The following is a 15,935-nucleotide window of genomic DNA, read 5'->3' as shown; positions in this document are numbered from 1 at the left end:
TCCGGAGCTCAATATAGGACCGGCGGAGCGCCAGCGAAACGAATCATCGGCAAAAACGGCGGAAAACGCTTGTCTTGCCGCCCCTTCAGCCTGTAGCTTGGATTTGGATTTTGCGCCTGAATTCATTATATTACCTCAAAAGGGGCCGGTGATTCGCGCCATCACCCATTCGGCCGTAGTCTACCCAGGAAAGATCACCATTAATGAGCGATATGCCCGAAAACGAAAATTCGGCTAAGCCGGAATATGACGCCGATTCCATCAAGGTCCTCAAGGGCCTCGATGCGGTGCGCAAGCGTCCGGGCATGTATATCGGCGACACGGATGACGGGTCGGGCCTGCATCACATGGTCTATGAGGTCGTCGACAATGCCATCGACGAGGCGCTGGCCGGTCACGCAACGGACGTGACCGTGACGCTCGATGCCGACGGCTCGTGCACGGTGACCGACAATGGACGCGGCATTCCCACCGATATGCACCCCGAGGAGGGTGTTTCGGCCGCGGAAGTGATCATGACCCAGCTTCACGCCGGCGGTAAGTTCGACCAGAACTCCTACAAGGTGTCGGGCGGCCTGCACGGTGTCGGCGTCTCCGTCGTCAACGCGCTGTCGGTCTCGCTGAAGCTGAAAATCCGCCGCAAGGGCAAGATCCACGAGATGAGCTTCACCCACGGCGTCGCGGACGGTCCTTTGACGGTGACAGGCGATGCCGGCGACCAGACCGGCACGGAGGTGAGTTTTCTGCCGTCGACCGACACCTTCACCATGACGGATTTCGACTATGGCACGCTGGAACACAGGCTGCGCGAGCTCGCATTCCTGAATTCGGGCGTCCGCATCACACTGACCGACAACCGGCATTCCGATGTGCGCCGCGACGAGATGGTCTATGACGGCGGTATTCAGGCCTTCGTCAAATATCTGGACAGGAACAAGAAACCGCTGGTCGAGGAGCCCATCGCCATCGCCGGCGAAAAGGACGGCATCACGGTCGAAGTCGCCATGTGGTGGAACGACAGCTACCACGAGAATGTTCTGTGTTTCACCAACAACATCCCGCAGCGCGACGGCGGCACGCACATGGCCGGTTTCCGCGGGGCGCTGACACGCCAGATCGTTTCCTATGCCGACAGTTCGGGCCTGACGAAGAAGGAAAAGGTGTCGCTGACGGGCGATGATTGCCGCGAAGGGCTGACGGCGGTTCTGTCGGTCAAGGTGCCCGATCCGAAATTCTCCTCGCAGACCAAAGACAAGCTCGTCTCGTCGGAGGTGCGGCCGGTGGTGGAAAGCCTCGTCGCCGAGGCGCTCAACCAGTGGCTGGAGGAACACCCTCAGGAATCGAAAATTCTGGTCGGCAAGGTGGTGGAAGCGGCGGCAGCCCGCGAAGCCGCACGCAAGGCGCGTGAGCTGACCCGGCGCAAGGGCGCGCTCGATGTCGCTTCCTTGCCGGGCAAGCTCGCCGACTGTTCCGAACGCGATCCGGCAAAGTCGGAGCTGTTCCTCGTCGAGGGCGATTCGGCCGGCGGATCGGCCAAACAGGGCCGTTCGCGCGAAAACCAGGCCATCCTGCCGCTGCGCGGCAAGATCCTCAATGTCGAGCGCGCCCGGTTCGACAAGATGCTGTCCAGCCAGGAGATCGGCACGCTGATCACGGCGCTCGGCACCGGCATCGGCAAGGACGAATTCAATCCGGAAAAGCTGCGTTATCACAAGATCATCATCATGACGGATGCCGACGTCGACGGCGCCCACATCCGCACGCTGCTGTTGACCTTCTTCTTCCGGCAGATGCCGGAACTTCTGGAGCGCGGGCACCTCTACATCGCCCAGCCGCCGCTCTACAAGGTCACGCGCGGCAAGTCGGCGCAATATCTGAAGGACGAGAAGGCATTCGAGGACTATCTGATCGGCGTCGGGCTGGAAGATTCCGCCCTTGAGCTCGACAATGGCGAAGTGCGCACGGGCGAGGATTTGCGCGGCGTCATCGCCGATGCCCTCAGACTGCGCCAGCTCATCAAGGGCCTGCATTCGCGATACGACCGGACGATCATCGAACAGGCGGCGATTGTCGGCGCACTCAATCTCGAATTGATGAACGGCAGCGCCCTGGCCCAGCAAAAGGCGGATGAGACGGCCAAACGCCTCGACACGATCTCGGAAGAAACCGAGCGCGGCTGGAGCGGCCATATCGGCGAAGACGGCGGTCTGCGTCTCGAACGGACCGTGCGCGGCGTCAAGGAATCGCACCTGATCGACGCCAATCTGATCGCATCGGCAGACGCACGGCGTATCGACCAGATGACGGCGCTCCTGCAGGAGGTCTATTCCGGGCCGGCGAAACTGATCCGCAAGGAGGAGTCCACGGCCGTCACCGGGCCGAGCGCCCTGCTCGGCACGATCTTCTCCATCGGCCGCAAGGGCCTGACCATGCAGCGCTACAAGGGTCTTGGCGAAATGAACGCCGACCAGCTCTGGGAAACAACGCTTGATCCCAATGCGCGCACATTGCTGCAGGTGAAGATCAGCGACGCCACCGATGCCGACGGCCTGTTTGCCCGCCTGATGGGAGACGAGGTCGAGCCGAGACGCGACTTTATCCAGGAAAACGCCCTGAACGTCGCAAATCTGGACATCTGACGCAGGCCCGCGACACCTGTTGCACGATAAAGACACTTGCGAATCAAAGTGGTTAACGGACTGTTGCGCCGCAGCAGAAAACTGTTAGGCTGTCGCACCATTCGCGTTGCGCTGCACAAAAACGTGATGATTCGGGGGCTTGTGGGGACGAGCTGTGCCTCCATATGGGGGTTCTCCCCGAAACAAACAGGCCAGAGGGGTGCGGATAGATGTTCTACCAGCTCTATGAATTGAGCCACGCCGCCATGTCGCCGTGGCGCGCGGCGGCGGATGCCATGCGTTTGGCCTATACAAACCCCCTGAACCCGATATCGCAAACGCCGGCCGGCCGCACGATGGTCGCCGGGCTCGAGGTCTTCGAGCGCACCACGCGGCGCTACGGAAAGCCGGAATTCGGCATCAAAGAGACGAATGTGAACGGGCAGACGGTCCCGGTGCATGAGGACATCGTCTGGGAAAAGCCGTTCTGCAAGTTGATCCATTTTCACCGGGCGTTGCCGATAAAGGGCAAACCGGGGCCGAAGATCCTGATCGTCGCGCCCATGTCCGGGCACTACGCCACATTGCTGCGCGGCACGGTCGAGACTCTGCTGCCGAGAGCCGATGTCTACATCACCGACTGGGTCGACGCGCGCATGGTGCCGTTGACGGACGGCTTCTTCGATCTTGACGATTTTGTCGACTACATCATCGGGATGCTGCACCATCTGGGCAGCGACACGCATGTGATGGCGGTCTGCCAGCCTTCCGTGCCCGTGCTTGCCGCCGTGGCGGTGATGGAAAAGCGCGGCGACCCGATGGCCCCGCGGTCCATGACGCTGATGGGCGGACCGATCGACACGCGCATCAATCCGACCGCCGTCAACGCGCTGGCGGAGACCAAGCCCATCGAGTGGTTCCGCGACAATGTGATCATGCGCGTGCCATGGCCGCAGCCCGGCTTCATGCGCGAGGTCTATCCGGGCTTCCTGCAGCTGTCCGGCTTCATGTCGATGAATCTCGACAAACACATGATCGCCCAGAAGGATTTCTTCCAGCACCTGGTGGAAAATGACGGCGATTCGGCGGAGAAGCACCGCGAATTCTATGACGAATATCTGGCGGTGATGGACCTGACGGCGGAGTTCTATCTGCAGACGGTCGAGACCGTGTTCATCGAGCATGCGCTGCCGAAGGGCGCGTTCATGCATCGCGACGAGCTTGTCGAGCCCGCGGCCATCAAATCGGTGGCCCTGTTGACGGTGGAAGGCGAGAACGACGACATTTCCGGCGTCGGCCAGACCCGAGCGGCACACCACCTTTGCGTGAACATACCGGAGGATATGCGGGTGCATTACATGCAGCCGCGCGTCGGTCACTACGGCGTTTTCAACGGCTCCCGCTTCCGCGCTGAGATCGCCCCGCGCATCATGGATTTCATCCGCACACACGATGTGGACAAAAGGCCGGTTTCGAAACCGCGGCTGATCAGGCGCAGGAAAAGCGGTTAGCATCCGCGGCGCGAACTCTCTTGCGCCATCATAGGCGGCACACTCGCCGCGCCGACTCGATTCTCCACTGATTGTCAAGTGGTAGTAATTGATTTTTTATCAAATCGCTATATATTGATTCGTGAGCCCTGCTTTTGCCGAAGGTTCTAGTTTCACTAGGATTATTGATGTAGGCATTAGCGGGGCTTTACCGCGTCATTGTCAATTTCAAATTCAGCGGGAAGAAAACACCAATGACGATACCGGTGTTTCCACCGATCTGACTCTGTCGTTGTGCCCGTACTTACTCCCACATTAAAGTTCGGATATATTACTCTTATTTGCCGATTGATTTCCTTATATACTTTTTCCTTAGCGATAGTTCTCTTTGATCTTGTCCTACTTCCTGGCGGCCTATCTTTGTGATGATCGTTAAGTCTAAAATTCACAGAACCTAATATAATATCCAAGCCCTGCATTATACTATGCTTTTTTGAATCTACGTCAGCGATCTGATCGTGAATGAAGAAAACACCTTTTCCTCGGAACTGAGCTGTATTTCCAATTTTTGATATATATTCTTTAAATTCTTCTACTTTTTCATTTGTATCAGGTATTTGATCTAAAAGGGTAGTTATATATATTCTGTCTAGCAGATTCGGATTTGAGTATGCCAATCCGAACGAGTGCTTTAACATTTGATAATATAGAAGGAAATATTGCTTTTTTCTTTGCTCATCAGTGAGGTTTTTTGCTCTTTTGTAATTATGTGTAAACATAATTCTAATTTTTATTCGACCGCTTTTCACGAATTCGAAATATAGCCTGATGAACTCAATGTATTTTTCGCTGTAGTTTTTTGTGATTTTGGTCCATTTCATTTCGCCAGAGATGTTTAATTCGTCTTTCTTTGCATAAAGCAAATCTTCGATGGACTGCCTATCTTCAGCCCTTACGAGAGCGCCCCCATAAAAGTTCGAATAGTATCGCCCCTTTTTGGCGGATTCGTCGCAGTAGATTGTGTAGTGCCGCTTAGCCATAACCGTTCAATTATGAGTTACAATCTGGAGCAAATGCAAGCACTCAAAAAATGCTCGCTCATAGAGAATTTGGCACTTTTTCAAAAGCTTAACAAATTTCTTGCTGGCAATTTCTTGAATCGCGCCGGTTTGCCCCCACATCAAAAAGCGTAAACGGCAATGTCTGTCGTTTCCTACTCAAAGGGCTTATCGATGACCAATACCACAATGCTGCGTCCTGCCTGGACACCCTTGACCATCGGACTGATGGTGCTTGGCTTTGTCGTATTCTGGCCTCTGGGCCTTGCCATGCTTGCCTATATCATCTGGGGAGATCGGCTCGACGGCTTCAAGCGGGATGTGAACAAGGCGACCGACGATATGTTTGCCGGCTGCAAGCGCTCGCGTCGCACCTATTACACCCGGACCGGCAACGTCGCCTTCGATGAATGGCGCGCGGCGGAACTGGAACGCCTCGCCGAAGAGCGCCGCAAGCTTGACGAGGCACGCGAAGAATTCGACGAATATATGAGAGAGTTGCGGCGGGCCAAGGACCAGAAGGACTTCGACCGTTTCATGGCCAGACGAAAAAAGGGCCGGACGGTCGATCACGATCCGGAAGAATAATTCTTCCCACACAATGTCTCAAAAGCTGGCGCCCCTCCCGGGCGCCTTTTTTGTCTGTCGAGAATCGCTTAAAGAGCCTTCATGTTCGGTCTGAAGAGACGTTCGAAACCGGCTCGAAAGCGCCCGGCCCGCGGCCGCGATATTGCCGTTGCGGGACGGCGCCTGCCGCTGACTATCAGCGAAAACGAGCGGGCGAAACGATTGACGCTGCGCATCGAGCCGGGGGGCAAGGCACTGCGAATGTCCGTGCCCGTCGGCATTGCCGACAGGGAGATCGACAGCTTCCTTCAGCGGCATCACGGCTGGCTTGCCGCAAAGCTCGCAAAAATGCCCAAATCCAGCGCCGTCATCGAGGGCGGCGAGATCAGTATTCGCGGCATCGCCCACCGGATCGTGCGCACCGGCAAGGCGCGCGGCGTGACCGCGACCGGCGAGATTGACGGCAAGCCGGTTCTGTTTGTCGGCGGCGCACCGGAACATCTGGGCCGGCGCACGGCGGATTTTCTCAAAAAGCTGGCGCGGACGGAGCTGGAGGAGGCCGTGGCGCGCCATGCGGGCGCACTCGGCAGAACCGTCACGGCCATCAGCATGAAGGACACACGCAGCAGGTGGGGATCGTGCACGGCGCAGGGCCGGCTGTCCTTCTCATGGCGGATCGTCATGGCGCCCGATCATGTGATCGACTATCTGGCCGCGCATGAAGTCGCCCATCTTGAGGAAATGAATCACGGGCCGCGCTTCTGGTCGCTGTGCAGGCGCCTGTGTCCGCATACCGACGAGGCCAAGTCCTGGCTGAAACGCAACGGTTCCGCGCTGCATTCCATCGATTTCAAGGGCTAGGCCTGGATTGAAGCGCCGACCGGTTCGGCTCATTTCAGCCGAAAACGGCAAGCAAAATGCTCGACTCGGAAAAGAAATCATGCGACGAGCACCCCATGAGCGTTCCGGTAAAGATATGCGGGCTGAAAACGGCAGAGGCCGTGGACGCCGCCCTCGCGGGCGGCGCGGCCTATATCGGCTTCATTTTCTTTGCCAAGAGCCCGCGCAACATCACTGCGAGCGATGCGGGACGTGTGGCCGCACGGGCACGGGGACGTGCAAAAATCGTCGCCGTGACGGTGAACGCGGATAACGCGTTTCTTGCTGAAATCGTTGACATTCTCAAGCCGGACTACCTGCAGCTTCACGGCAGCGAGAGCAACGAACGGGTGGCTGAGATCAAACGGCGTTTCGGCTTGCCGGTCATCAAGGTGTTCGCCGTTCGCGAGGCCGCCGATCTTGACGCCGTCAGGGACTATGCCGGGGTGGCGGACCTGTTCATGTTCGACGCCAAGCCGCCGGCCGGCTCCGACCTTCCCGGCGGAAACGGGATCGCCTTCGACTGGAGCATCCTTTCCGGCCTCGACGCCGATCTCGACTATCTGCTGTCCGGCGGTCTCAACGCAGGCAATGTCGGCGAGGCGATTGCCGGAACCGGAGCTCCGGCCATCGACGTTTCATCGGGTGTCGAACGGGCGCCGGGTGAAAAAGACCCCGGCCTCATTGCCGGTTTTTTAGACGCGGTACGGCGTGCCGAACGCCGCCTGCCCGCCTGAGGAGTGAGAATTGAACAAGCCAGCCAAACCGAATTCGGTCCGTTCCGGGCCCGATGAAGAGGGCCGCTTCGGCATTTTCGGCGGACGCTTTGTCGCCGAAACGCTGATGCCGCTGATCCTCGATCTTCAGGATGCCTGGGACAGGGCGAAGGAGGACCAGGACTATCAGGCCGAGCTTACCAGTCTCAACATCCATTATACGGGGCGCCCAAGCCCGCTCTATTTTGCCGAACGGCTGACCGTGGAGCTGGGCGGCGCGAAAATCTACTTCAAGCGCGATGAGCTCAATCACACCGGTTCGCACAAGATCAACAACTGCCTTGGCCAGATCCTTCTGGCAAAGCGCATGGGCAAGACCCGCATCATTGCGGAAACGGGCGCCGGCCAGCACGGTGTGGCCGCGGCAACGGTCGCGGCGCGCTTCGGCCTGCCCTGCGTCGTCTATATGGGCGCGACCGACGTTGAGCGGCAGGCCCCCAATGTTTTCCGGATGAAGCTGCTGGGCGCCGAGGTCATCCCGGTGCGTGCCGGAAACGGCACGCTCAAGGACGCGATGAACGAAGCCTTGCGCGACTGGGTCACCAATGTCGAGAATACCTATTACCTGATCGGAACCGCCGCCGGACCGCATCCCTATCCGGAGATGGTGCGCGATTTCCAGTCGGTGATCGGACAGGAAGCCAAGGAACAGCTGCTGGAGCGGGAAGGCCGCCTTCCGGACATGATCGTCGCGGCCGTCGGCGGCGGCTCCAACGCGATCGGCCTGTTCCATCCTTTCCTGGACGATGAATCGGTCCGGATCGTCGGCGTCGAAGCGGGCGGCAAGGGTCTCGACACACAGGAGCATTGCGCCTCGCTGACGGCGGGCAGTCCCGGCGTGCTGCACGGCAACCGCACCTATCTGCTGCAGGACGGCGACGGTCAGATCGAGGAGGGTCATTCGATCTCCGCCGGGCTCGATTATCCCGGAATCGGACCGGAGCACTCCTGGCTGAAGGACAGCGGGCGCGTCGAATATGTGCCGATCATGGACCATGAAGCCCTGGAGGCCTTCCAGCGGCTGACCCGCGTCGAGGGCATCATTCCGGCGCTGGAGCCGTCCCACGCGCTCGCCGAAGTGATCAAGCGGGCGCCTTCGATGGGCAAGGACGAGATCATCGTCATGAATCTGTGCGGGCGGGGCGACAAGGATGTCTTTACCGCCGCCAAACATCTCGGCGTGGAGCTGTAGCGATGACCACTCGCATGGACAAACGTTTTGCCAAGCTTGCCGATAAGGGCCGACCGGCCCTGGTGACCTATTTCATGGGCGGCGATCCGGACTACGCGGCCTCTCTCGACATCATGCGGGCGCTTCCCGGCGCCGGCGCAGACATCATCGAGCTCGGCATGCCGTTTTCCGACCCGATGGCCGACGGGCCGGCCATCCAGGCCGCCGGCCTGCGCGCACTCAGGGGCGGACAGACGCTTGCCAAGACGCTGCAGCTTGCCGGCGACTTCCGCAAGGGGGATCAGGATACGCCGATCGTCATGATGGGCTACTACAACCCCATCTACATCTACGGTGTCGAACGGTTCCTCGACGATGCCGTTGCCGCCGGGGTCGACGGGCTGATCGTCGTCGACCTGCCGCCGGAGATGGATGACGAACTGTGCCTGCCGGCGCTTGAAAAGGGCATCAATTTCATCCGCCTGGCCACGCCGACCACGGACGACAAGCGGCTTCCCACGGTGCTGACGAATACGTCGGGCTTCGTCTATTATGTCTCCATGACCGGCATTACCGGATCGGCCCTGCCGGATACCGACAAGGTCGGCGCGGCGGTTTCGCGGATCAAGGACCACACGGACCTTCCCGTCTGCGTCGGCTTCGGCGTGAAAACCGGCGAGCAGGCCCGGGCCATCGGCGCGTCGGCGGACGGTGTCGTCGTCGGAACCGCGATCGTCAAGGCAATCGCGGATTCGCTCGACGGTTCGGGCGCGGCGACCGGCGCGACGACGGAACGGGTGAGCGAACTCGTTCGGTCGCTGGCCAAGGGTGTGCACACCGCACGCCTTGCGGTTGCGGAGTAAAATGCCCACATTGTCGGTTTGAAGCTGTTGAAGACCTGGAGTATTGCGCCGTGAACTGGATTACCAGCTTTGTGCGTCCGAAAATCAATTCCATGCTCGGGCGCCGGGATGTTCCGGAAAACCTTTGGATCAAATGCCCCGAGACCGGGGAAATGGTCTTTCATACGGATCTGGAGGAGAATCTGTGGGTCATTCCCGCCTCCGGCTATCACATGAAGATTTCCGCCGAGGCACGGCTGAAATATCTGTTCGACGACGGTGCCTTTGAAGAGATCGAACGGCCGCAGGCGGTTCAGGATCCACTGAAGTTCCGCGACTCGAAAAAATATACCGACCGGCTGCGCGACGTGCGGGCAAAGACCGGGCTGGACGATTCCATCATCGCCGGCGTCGGCACGATCAAGGGTGTGCGGGCCGTGGCCTGCGCCCATGATTTTTCCTTTATCGGCGGATCGCTCGGGGTCGCGGCGGGTGAAGCGATTATCCGCGCCTTCGAGGTCGCGGTCGAACAGAAATGCCCGCTGATCATGTTCGCGGCCTCCGGCGGCGCGCGCATGCAGGAGGGTATCCTGTCCCTGATGCAATTGCCGCGCACCACCGTTGCCGTGGAAATGCTGAAGGAGGCCGGCCTTCCCTACATCGTCGTGCTGACCAATCCGACGACGGGCGGCGTCTCGGCCTCCTATGCCATGCTGGGCGATATTCATATTGCCGAACCGGGCGCGGAAATCTGCTTCGCCGGCAAGCGCGTGATCGAACAGACCATCCATGAAAAACTGCCCGAGGGCTTCCAGACATCGGAATATCTGATGGAACACGGCATGGTCGACATGGTGGTCACACGGCATGACCTGCCCGACACCCTGGCCAGGCTTCTCAATATCATGATGAAGAAGCCTTCCCACCGGATTGACGGCGCCGCCGCGCCCGATGGCGCGGACACGCAGCCGGATGCGGTGGTTGTCGAGAGTGAAACGGAGCCGATGCCCGTCACCGAGGCGGCTGAGGCCGTGGCCAATGGACCGGAAAATCGTGACGCAAACAACAGCGGCTGATGAAATCGAACATCTGATGAGCCTGCATCCGAAAGGTTACGACCTTTCGCTGGGGCGCATCGAGCGGTTGCTGGAAAAACTCGGCAATCCGCAGGACAAACTGCCGCCGGTGATCCATATCGCCGGAACCAACGGCAAGGGGTCGGCCGGGGCGTTCTGCCGGGCCATCCTGGAGGCCGAGGGCCTTGCCGTCCATGTTCACACCTCACCGCACCTAGTGCACTGGCATGAGCGTTTTCGCATCGGCGAAAGGGGGCGGCCGGGCCAGTTGGTGAATGACGCCGTGCTGGCCGAGGCAATCCGCCGCGTGGCGAAAGCCAATGACGGCGAAGCCATAACCGTCTTCGAAATCCTGACCGCGACGGCTTTCCTGCTGTTTGCCGAGCACCCCGCCGACGCGACCGTCATGGAGGTCGGGCTCGGCGGCCGGTACGACGCCACCAATGTCATGAAAAAGCCGGCGGCCAGTCTGATCATGCCCATATCTCTCGACCATCAGGCCTTTCTCGGCGACCGGGTGGAGCTGATCGCCGCGGAAAAGGCCGGGATCATCAAATCCGGCGTGCCGGTCGTGATCGGATTCCAGCAGGAAGACGCGGCCCGCCACACTGTGGTCTCGACGGCCGATCGGCTCGGCTGCACGGTGAGTGTCTACGGGCAGGATTACCACGCGCATGAAGAGCACGGGCGGCTTGTCTATCAGGACGAAACGGGCCTGTCCGATCTGACGCTGCCGCAGCTCCCCGGCCGGCATCAGCTTTCAAATGCCGCCGCGGCGATACGCGCCCTGAAGGCCGCCGGCTTCACGATTTCCGACCGGGCGATCGAGCAGGGCCTGCAACGGGCGAAATGGCCCGGCCGCATGCAGCGCGTCACGGACGGACCGCTGCTCGACAAGGCCGTCGCGGGCGCCGAGATATGGATCGACGGCGGCCATAATCCCGCTGCGGGCCTTGCCATTGCGGAAATGCTCGCCGAGCTCGAAGAACGCAAGGAGCGGCCGCTTTTCCTCGTCAGCGGCATGATCGACACCAAGGACCCCGTCGGCTATTTCACCGCCTTTTCAGGCATGGCGCGTCACGTCTACACCGTTCCGGTTCATGGCTCGGAGGCGGGAATCGACCCGGTTGTCCTTGCCGAAGACGCCGCAAGCGCCGGCCTGTCGTCGCAGCCGGCCGCGGATGTGTATCAGGCGCTCGCCATGATGCATGAGGATTTCAAGGACATGGAAGCGCCGCCGCGCATCCTGATCGGCGGCTCGCTCTATCTCATCGGCGATGTCCTGGCCGAAAACGGGCTGGTGCCCATATAAGTGAACAACGGTTGACAGAGGTCTATTACAAGAGATGATGCGGTCTTGCTTAAAGATGCTGGTTGATCGGCTTTAAATCCTTGTATCCAGACCTACCTTTTGAGTTTGTGGTATATGGCGTTGCAGTAAGCCATCAAGCAGCCAATGCAAATAGGCGGGAAGAGTGGAAAGAAACCGTACGCAACGCCGCTCTACCGGGTCTTCCCGAAGGTCACTGGACAATCCAAGGACCGGTCGCAGTAACCATCTACATTTTCCCGCAGGCTAAAATGCAAGGTGATATTGATAACAGCGCGAAACTGATACTTGATGCAATGAGTGCCTACATTTACCTGGATGATTCTCTTGTAGAACGGCTTGTTGTTCAGAAGTTTGAACCTGATAGACCACTTGTTATTGCAAGTGATACGACGGATGTTTTAGCGGAAGCACTCTCTGCAGATCAACCAGTAGTCTATATAAAAGTTTCATATGACCTCCGCGTGGAGTAAATGACAATGACGCCAGTTGAAATTGAACAAGATGCTCTTTCTCACCTAGAGCCGATACTTCGCGAGCAAGGTTACGAATTTGTTCGCAATCCCGACCCCAAGATGCTTCCAAATTTTTTGAAAGATTTCCAGCCTGACGCCATTGCAACTGGTATTAAACCATCATTGCTTATCGAGGTATTTCAGCGCGAAGGAAAGCGGGAAGCCGAAAAAGTTCGAAAACTCCAAAGTCTTCTTAAGGGACAGGATGACTGGGATCTAAGGGTTATCTACTTCTCTTCCCTAAAACCAAAGCTGTATTCACTTGAGCGAGCAATGATCCGCAATGCGGCACATAAAACCCAGCAACTAGCTAATATTGATTCTGGTGCGGCGCTTCTATTTGCATGGTCTACGTTGGAAGCTGCTGCGCGTGAGCGCATGGGTTTGGTTGGAGAACACCCGTTGACAGCCGCTTCATTGGTAAATGCTCTGGCGAGCGAAGGTGTAGTAAACCAACTCGACGCCAAAGAACTGTTTGAGATTGCAAAGGTAAGAGATGAAGTTGCACACGGCCAACTCAACCTTCTGCCCACAATCGATCAACTGAACCTCATCACCAATGTTATTGACAACATTCAGGTTGATCTACCCCAATCCTGATAACCATACAAAGTATGCTAAAGTCCATGACGCCATGACTCCTTGTCCAGAATAAACCCGTGCTTTCAACTCAAGACTGAGTTTCAAAAAACCGCACCGCCGACGGGCGATGCGGTTTGAATTCAGCGATTAAGGTTCGATCAGACCGAGCCGCTGATCCAGTTCGACAGGGCCGATTTGGGAGATGCGCCGACCTTGATGTCGGCGACCTCGCCGCCCTTGAACATGGCCAGTGTCGGAATGGACCGCACCCCATATTTCACGGCGATATCCGGGTTCTCGTCGATATTGACCTTGGCGACCTTGACCTTGCCGGCCATTTCACTGGAAATTTCCTCAAGGCTCGGTGCGATCATCTTGCAGGGTCCACACCACTCCGCCCAGAAATCCACCACGACGGGTTCCGCGGCTTCGAGGACCTCGGACTGGAAGTTGGATGTATCGACCTTGACGGTGGCCATGGCTTAAGCTCCTTCGTTTTGCACTGTCCGCGGCCTGGCGCAAACATTTTAGTTGTTGCTAATATCTTGTACGCGGCCGCCGATTTCAAGGACCGGCCTGTCACTTTGTTGTCAAACGGCGCAAAGTTCTTTTGAAAACTCATATCTGCGGCGATTCCCGTTCCAGACCGGCAAGCGCGACCTCCAGCATGGCGTCCGGCAGCGGCAGAAGGACCGGGCCTTCGGTAAAGAGCAGCGCCAGCTCGACCGGACGGTCCGGATAGAGCGGCTGGACGAGAGCGCGGTAAAGCGCCATCTGAAGCACATAGACCGGCGGGACGTCTTCGAGGCGCGTTGCCGGCTGCCGGTTGGTCTTGTAATCGACGATCAGGACCTTTTCAGGCGTGACCGCGATACGGTCGAGCCGGGCGGACACGGCCCGCTCGCGGCCGGCCACCTCCAGGGTTCCCATCACCGCCACCTCGGCTCGGCTGTCCGGTGCGAAACATCCTGAAAATCTTTCGTCCGCGAGTATTTCGAGGACCGATGCGCCCATGGCGCCGCGCTCATCCTCGGGCCAGTCCGGCACGGCGCGCCGGAGATATCGTCCGGTGGCGGCGGCCCGTTTATCCGGCGGCACGGCGGGCAGCAATTGCAACAGGCGGTGGATGAGCCGGCCGCGTTCCATCGGCCTGGCTGCCGGCGGCGTTGCGCCGGAAATCGGCGATGCGGCGACACCGGACCGCGCGTCACCATCGACAATGACGCCGGCGGCCGAGGGCGCGAGAGGCCGCGGCAAACGTGCCGTAGCGGGGAGCGGCCGGCCGAGCCCGGCCGGCAGCGGCTCATGCTCACCGCTCTCTTGCGCCGGCGGCGTCGCCGTGCCGGTTATCGCGCCGTCCGAGATGGAAAAGTGCACACCACCCCACTCCTGGCCCGCCGCCCGGTAGGTGGTCTCCACTGCCTCGGACCGTGCGCCAAGCGCCTCGGCCGCCATGCGGTGCCAGTGCCGATAGGCCGGCTGGCGCAGGCCGTGATATCCGCAGATGATCAGCCGGTCGGCGGCGCGGGTCATGCCGACGTAAAGCAATCGCCTGTATTCGTCCTGCGCGGCCTCGATGATCGAGCTCTTGAGTGTTTCCGCGGCATTGCTGGCGGTCGATTTTCCCGAAACCCACAAGGGGGCGGGCGGCAGGGGGCCGACGGTCTTTTCAAGCGGCAGCGCCCGCAGTTTCGGCACATGCCTGCTGTCGGCGGGCTTGCCGCCCGAATCCACCAGAAAGACGATGGGAGCCTCCAGGCCCTTCGAGGCGTGGACCGTCATGATGCGGACCTCGTCGCGGCCCTGTTCCAGTTCGCGCTTGATCTCAGGCGAACGGCTTTCCAGCGTGGTCAAAAAGGCCTGAAGGCCGGGCAGGGCGGCGGTTTCCTGTTCCAGCGCAAAGTTCAGGAACTCGTCGAGCACATCGCTGGCCTCATGGCCGAGCCTTGCCAGGAATTTCGCCCGACCGCCATCGCGGCCGAGAAGCCGGGCATAAAAATCGAAAACCGGCATGCGGTCGGCGCGGGAAAGAAGCTCGGCGAAGCGTTCCGAAGCCTGTCTGAACCGGCCGCCCCGGACAGCGCCAAGTTCCCGGAGGCGTGAAAAAACGTCCTGGCCCTCGCCCCGTTGCGCCGCGAGTTCGAAGATGTCCTCCTCGGAAAAATCGAACAGCGGACTTTTCAGCACAGCGCAGACCGACAGGTCATCGCCCGGGTTCAACATGACGCGGCCGAGCGCCATCAGGTCCTCGACGGCGATATGCTCGACAAGCTTGAGCCGGTCGGCGCCGGCGACGGCGATGCCGTTGCGCTTCAAGGCGCGCATGAGCGCGGCGACAAAGCCGTCGCGCTTGCGCACCAGAACGAGGATGTCGCCGGCGCTGAGCGGGCGCGGCGCGGCGTCGCGCGTCAGTGTCTCGCCCTTTGACAGCCAGTCCCGGATGGTTGCGGCGACCCGCGCGGCAAGCACGGCAGGCGGCGCCGATTCCGGAGTGGCGTCGAACGGGGCCTTCCAGTCGTCCTCATCGTCCGCCGCGTCCTTTGCGATCATCTCCCAGATATCGACCGAACCGGGGTCGCGCGACCTGAACGATGCATGGGTCACGCCGCCTTCGAGAGACGTCAGGCCCTTGCTGTTTTCGGCGTCGGAAAAGACGACATCGACGGCGGCGAGCACATCGCCGGTGGAGCGGAACGACAGGTAAAGGTTGAGCGGATCGAAGCGCTTCTCGGCGGCCAGGGCCCGTTGAGCGATATCGCGGCCGGTGGCGAGAAACAGCTCCGGCCGCGCGCCCTGAAAGGAGTAGATCGACTGTTTTTCGTCACCGACGGCAAACAGCGTGCGGTTGTCGGCGCGCGCGCCCTTGCCGGCGAAGAACTCGTCGGCAAGCCTGGTGATGACGGCCCATTGCTCGGGGCTTGTGTCCTGCGCCTCGTCGACAAGGATGTGGTCGATGCCCTGGTCGAGCTTGTAGTGGACCCAGGGTCCCGCCCCTTCGCGCTCGAGCAGGATCGCGGTCCTTGAAACCAGA

14 protein-coding genes are annotated in these 15,935 nt (G+C 59.7%); 11 read left to right on the top strand and 3 right to left on the bottom strand.

The genetic code is table 11. The features are described 5' to 3' along the window. The first annotated feature begins 203 nt into the window (after positions 1-203). Positions 204-2,639: a DNA topoisomerase (ATP-hydrolyzing) subunit B gene (gene gyrB / locus AC5E6N_RS01040; RefSeq protein ID WP_491746047.1), complete on the top strand. Its 2,436-nt coding sequence runs from the start codon at positions 204-206 to the stop codon at positions 2,637-2,639. Between the two features lie 209 nt (positions 2,640-2,848). Next, the gene (locus AC5E6N_RS01035; protein ID WP_491746046.1) at positions 2,849-4,129 is read left to right on the top strand and encodes a polyhydroxyalkanoate depolymerase; all 1,281 of its coding nucleotides are present in this window, start codon (positions 2,849-2,851) and stop codon (positions 4,127-4,129) included. Positions 4,130-4,305: 176 nt separating this feature from the next. Here the strand turns inward: AC5E6N_RS01035 and AC5E6N_RS01030 are convergent, their stop codons facing one another. After that, a complete protein-coding gene (locus AC5E6N_RS01030) occupies positions 4,306-5,148 on the bottom strand; it encodes a DUF3800 domain-containing protein (protein WP_491746045.1) in 843 nt (280 codons plus the stop codon). Positions 5,149-5,340: 192 nt separating this feature from the next. Here AC5E6N_RS01030 and AC5E6N_RS01025 point away from each other — a divergent pair, with 192 nt between their 5' ends. The 9 genes from AC5E6N_RS01025 (at position 5,341) to AC5E6N_RS00985 (ending at position 12,922) form a co-directional block, all read left to right on the top strand. Further along, positions 5,341-5,754, top strand: coding sequence for a DUF2852 domain-containing protein (locus AC5E6N_RS01025; protein WP_491746044.1), 414 nt, complete (start codon positions 5,341-5,343; stop codon positions 5,752-5,754). Positions 5,755-5,835: 81 nt separating this feature from the next. Next, entirely contained in the window at positions 5,836-6,594 is a 759-nt protein-coding gene (locus AC5E6N_RS01020) for a M48 family metallopeptidase (protein ID WP_491746043.1), read from the top strand. A 95-nt stretch (positions 6,595-6,689) separates the two neighbouring features. Next, complete coding sequence (locus AC5E6N_RS01015; protein ID WP_491746042.1) at positions 6,690-7,349, top strand: phosphoribosylanthranilate isomerase; 660 nt, start codon at positions 6,690-6,692, stop codon at positions 7,347-7,349. Between the two features lie 10 nt (positions 7,350-7,359). Beyond that, on the top strand, positions 7,360-8,580 hold the full coding sequence (gene trpB, locus AC5E6N_RS01010; RefSeq protein WP_491746041.1) for a tryptophan synthase subunit beta: 1,221 nt from the start codon (positions 7,360-7,362) through the stop codon (positions 8,578-8,580). Between the two features lie 2 nt (positions 8,581-8,582). Continuing rightward, positions 8,583-9,422, top strand: coding sequence for a tryptophan synthase subunit alpha (gene trpA, locus AC5E6N_RS01005; RefSeq protein ID WP_491746040.1), 840 nt, complete (start codon positions 8,583-8,585; stop codon positions 9,420-9,422). 50 nt (positions 9,423-9,472) lie between these two features. Continuing rightward, the gene (gene accD / locus AC5E6N_RS01000) at positions 9,473-10,477 is read left to right on the top strand and encodes an acetyl-CoA carboxylase, carboxyltransferase subunit beta (RefSeq protein ID WP_491746039.1); all 1,005 of its coding nucleotides are present in this window, start codon (positions 9,473-9,475) and stop codon (positions 10,475-10,477) included. Beyond that, complete coding sequence (locus AC5E6N_RS00995) at positions 10,440-11,789, top strand: bifunctional folylpolyglutamate synthase/dihydrofolate synthase (RefSeq protein WP_491746038.1); 1,350 nt, start codon at positions 10,440-10,442, stop codon at positions 11,787-11,789. The genes accD and AC5E6N_RS00995 overlap by 38 nt, the downstream gene beginning before the upstream one ends. Before the next feature lie 62 nt (positions 11,790-11,851). Then, positions 11,852-12,280 carry a RusA family crossover junction endodeoxyribonuclease gene (locus AC5E6N_RS00990; protein WP_491746037.1) on the top strand — a complete coding sequence of 143 codons (429 nt, stop codon included), beginning with the start codon at positions 11,852-11,854 and terminating at the stop codon, positions 12,278-12,280. A 6-nt stretch (positions 12,281-12,286) separates the two neighbouring features. Further along, positions 12,287-12,922 (top strand): hypothetical protein, encoded by a 636-nt coding sequence (locus AC5E6N_RS00985; RefSeq protein ID WP_491746036.1) that lies wholly within the window; start codon positions 12,287-12,289, stop codon positions 12,920-12,922. 140 nt (positions 12,923-13,062) lie between these two features. Here AC5E6N_RS00985 and trxA read toward each other — a convergent pair whose 3' ends face one another. Next, positions 13,063-13,383, bottom strand: coding sequence for a thioredoxin (gene trxA / locus AC5E6N_RS00980; protein WP_491690659.1), 321 nt, complete (start codon positions 13,381-13,383; stop codon positions 13,063-13,065). A 139-nt stretch (positions 13,384-13,522) separates the two neighbouring features. Beyond that, positions 13,523-15,935: double-strand break repair helicase AddA (gene addA, locus AC5E6N_RS00975; protein WP_491746035.1), on the bottom strand; the 2,413-nt coding region annotated here is incomplete at its 5' end.

Source organism: Hoeflea sp., assembly GCF_984452065.1.
The sequence above is the reverse complement of the archived record's forward strand: the minus strand, read 5'-3'. Positions and strand labels throughout refer to the sequence as shown.

Coding starts and splice junctions, on each gene's coding strand:
- gyrB (WP_491746047.1), top strand. CDS start 204: ATGAGCGATATGCCCGAAAACGAAAATTCGGCTAAGCCGGAATATGAC.
- AC5E6N_RS01035 (WP_491746046.1), top strand. CDS start 2,849: ATGTTCTACCAGCTCTATGAATTGAGCCACGCCGCCATGTCGCCGTGG.
- AC5E6N_RS01030 (WP_491746045.1), bottom strand. CDS start 5,148: ATGGCTAAGCGGCACTACACAATCTACTGCGACGAATCCGCCAAAAAG.
- AC5E6N_RS01025 (WP_491746044.1), top strand. CDS start 5,341: ATGACCAATACCACAATGCTGCGTCCTGCCTGGACACCCTTGACCATC.
- AC5E6N_RS01020 (WP_491746043.1), top strand. CDS start 5,836: ATGTTCGGTCTGAAGAGACGTTCGAAACCGGCTCGAAAGCGCCCGGCC.
- AC5E6N_RS01015 (WP_491746042.1), top strand. CDS start 6,690: ATGAGCGTTCCGGTAAAGATATGCGGGCTGAAAACGGCAGAGGCCGTG.
- trpA (WP_491746040.1), top strand. CDS start 8,583: ATGACCACTCGCATGGACAAACGTTTTGCCAAGCTTGCCGATAAGGGC.
- AC5E6N_RS00995 (WP_491746038.1), top strand. CDS start 10,440: ATGGACCGGAAAATCGTGACGCAAACAACAGCGGCTGATGAAATCGAA.
- AC5E6N_RS00985 (WP_491746036.1), top strand. CDS start 12,287: ATGACGCCAGTTGAAATTGAACAAGATGCTCTTTCTCACCTAGAGCCG.
- trxA (WP_491690659.1), bottom strand. CDS start 13,383: ATGGCCACCGTCAAGGTCGATACATCCAACTTCCAGTCCGAGGTCCTC.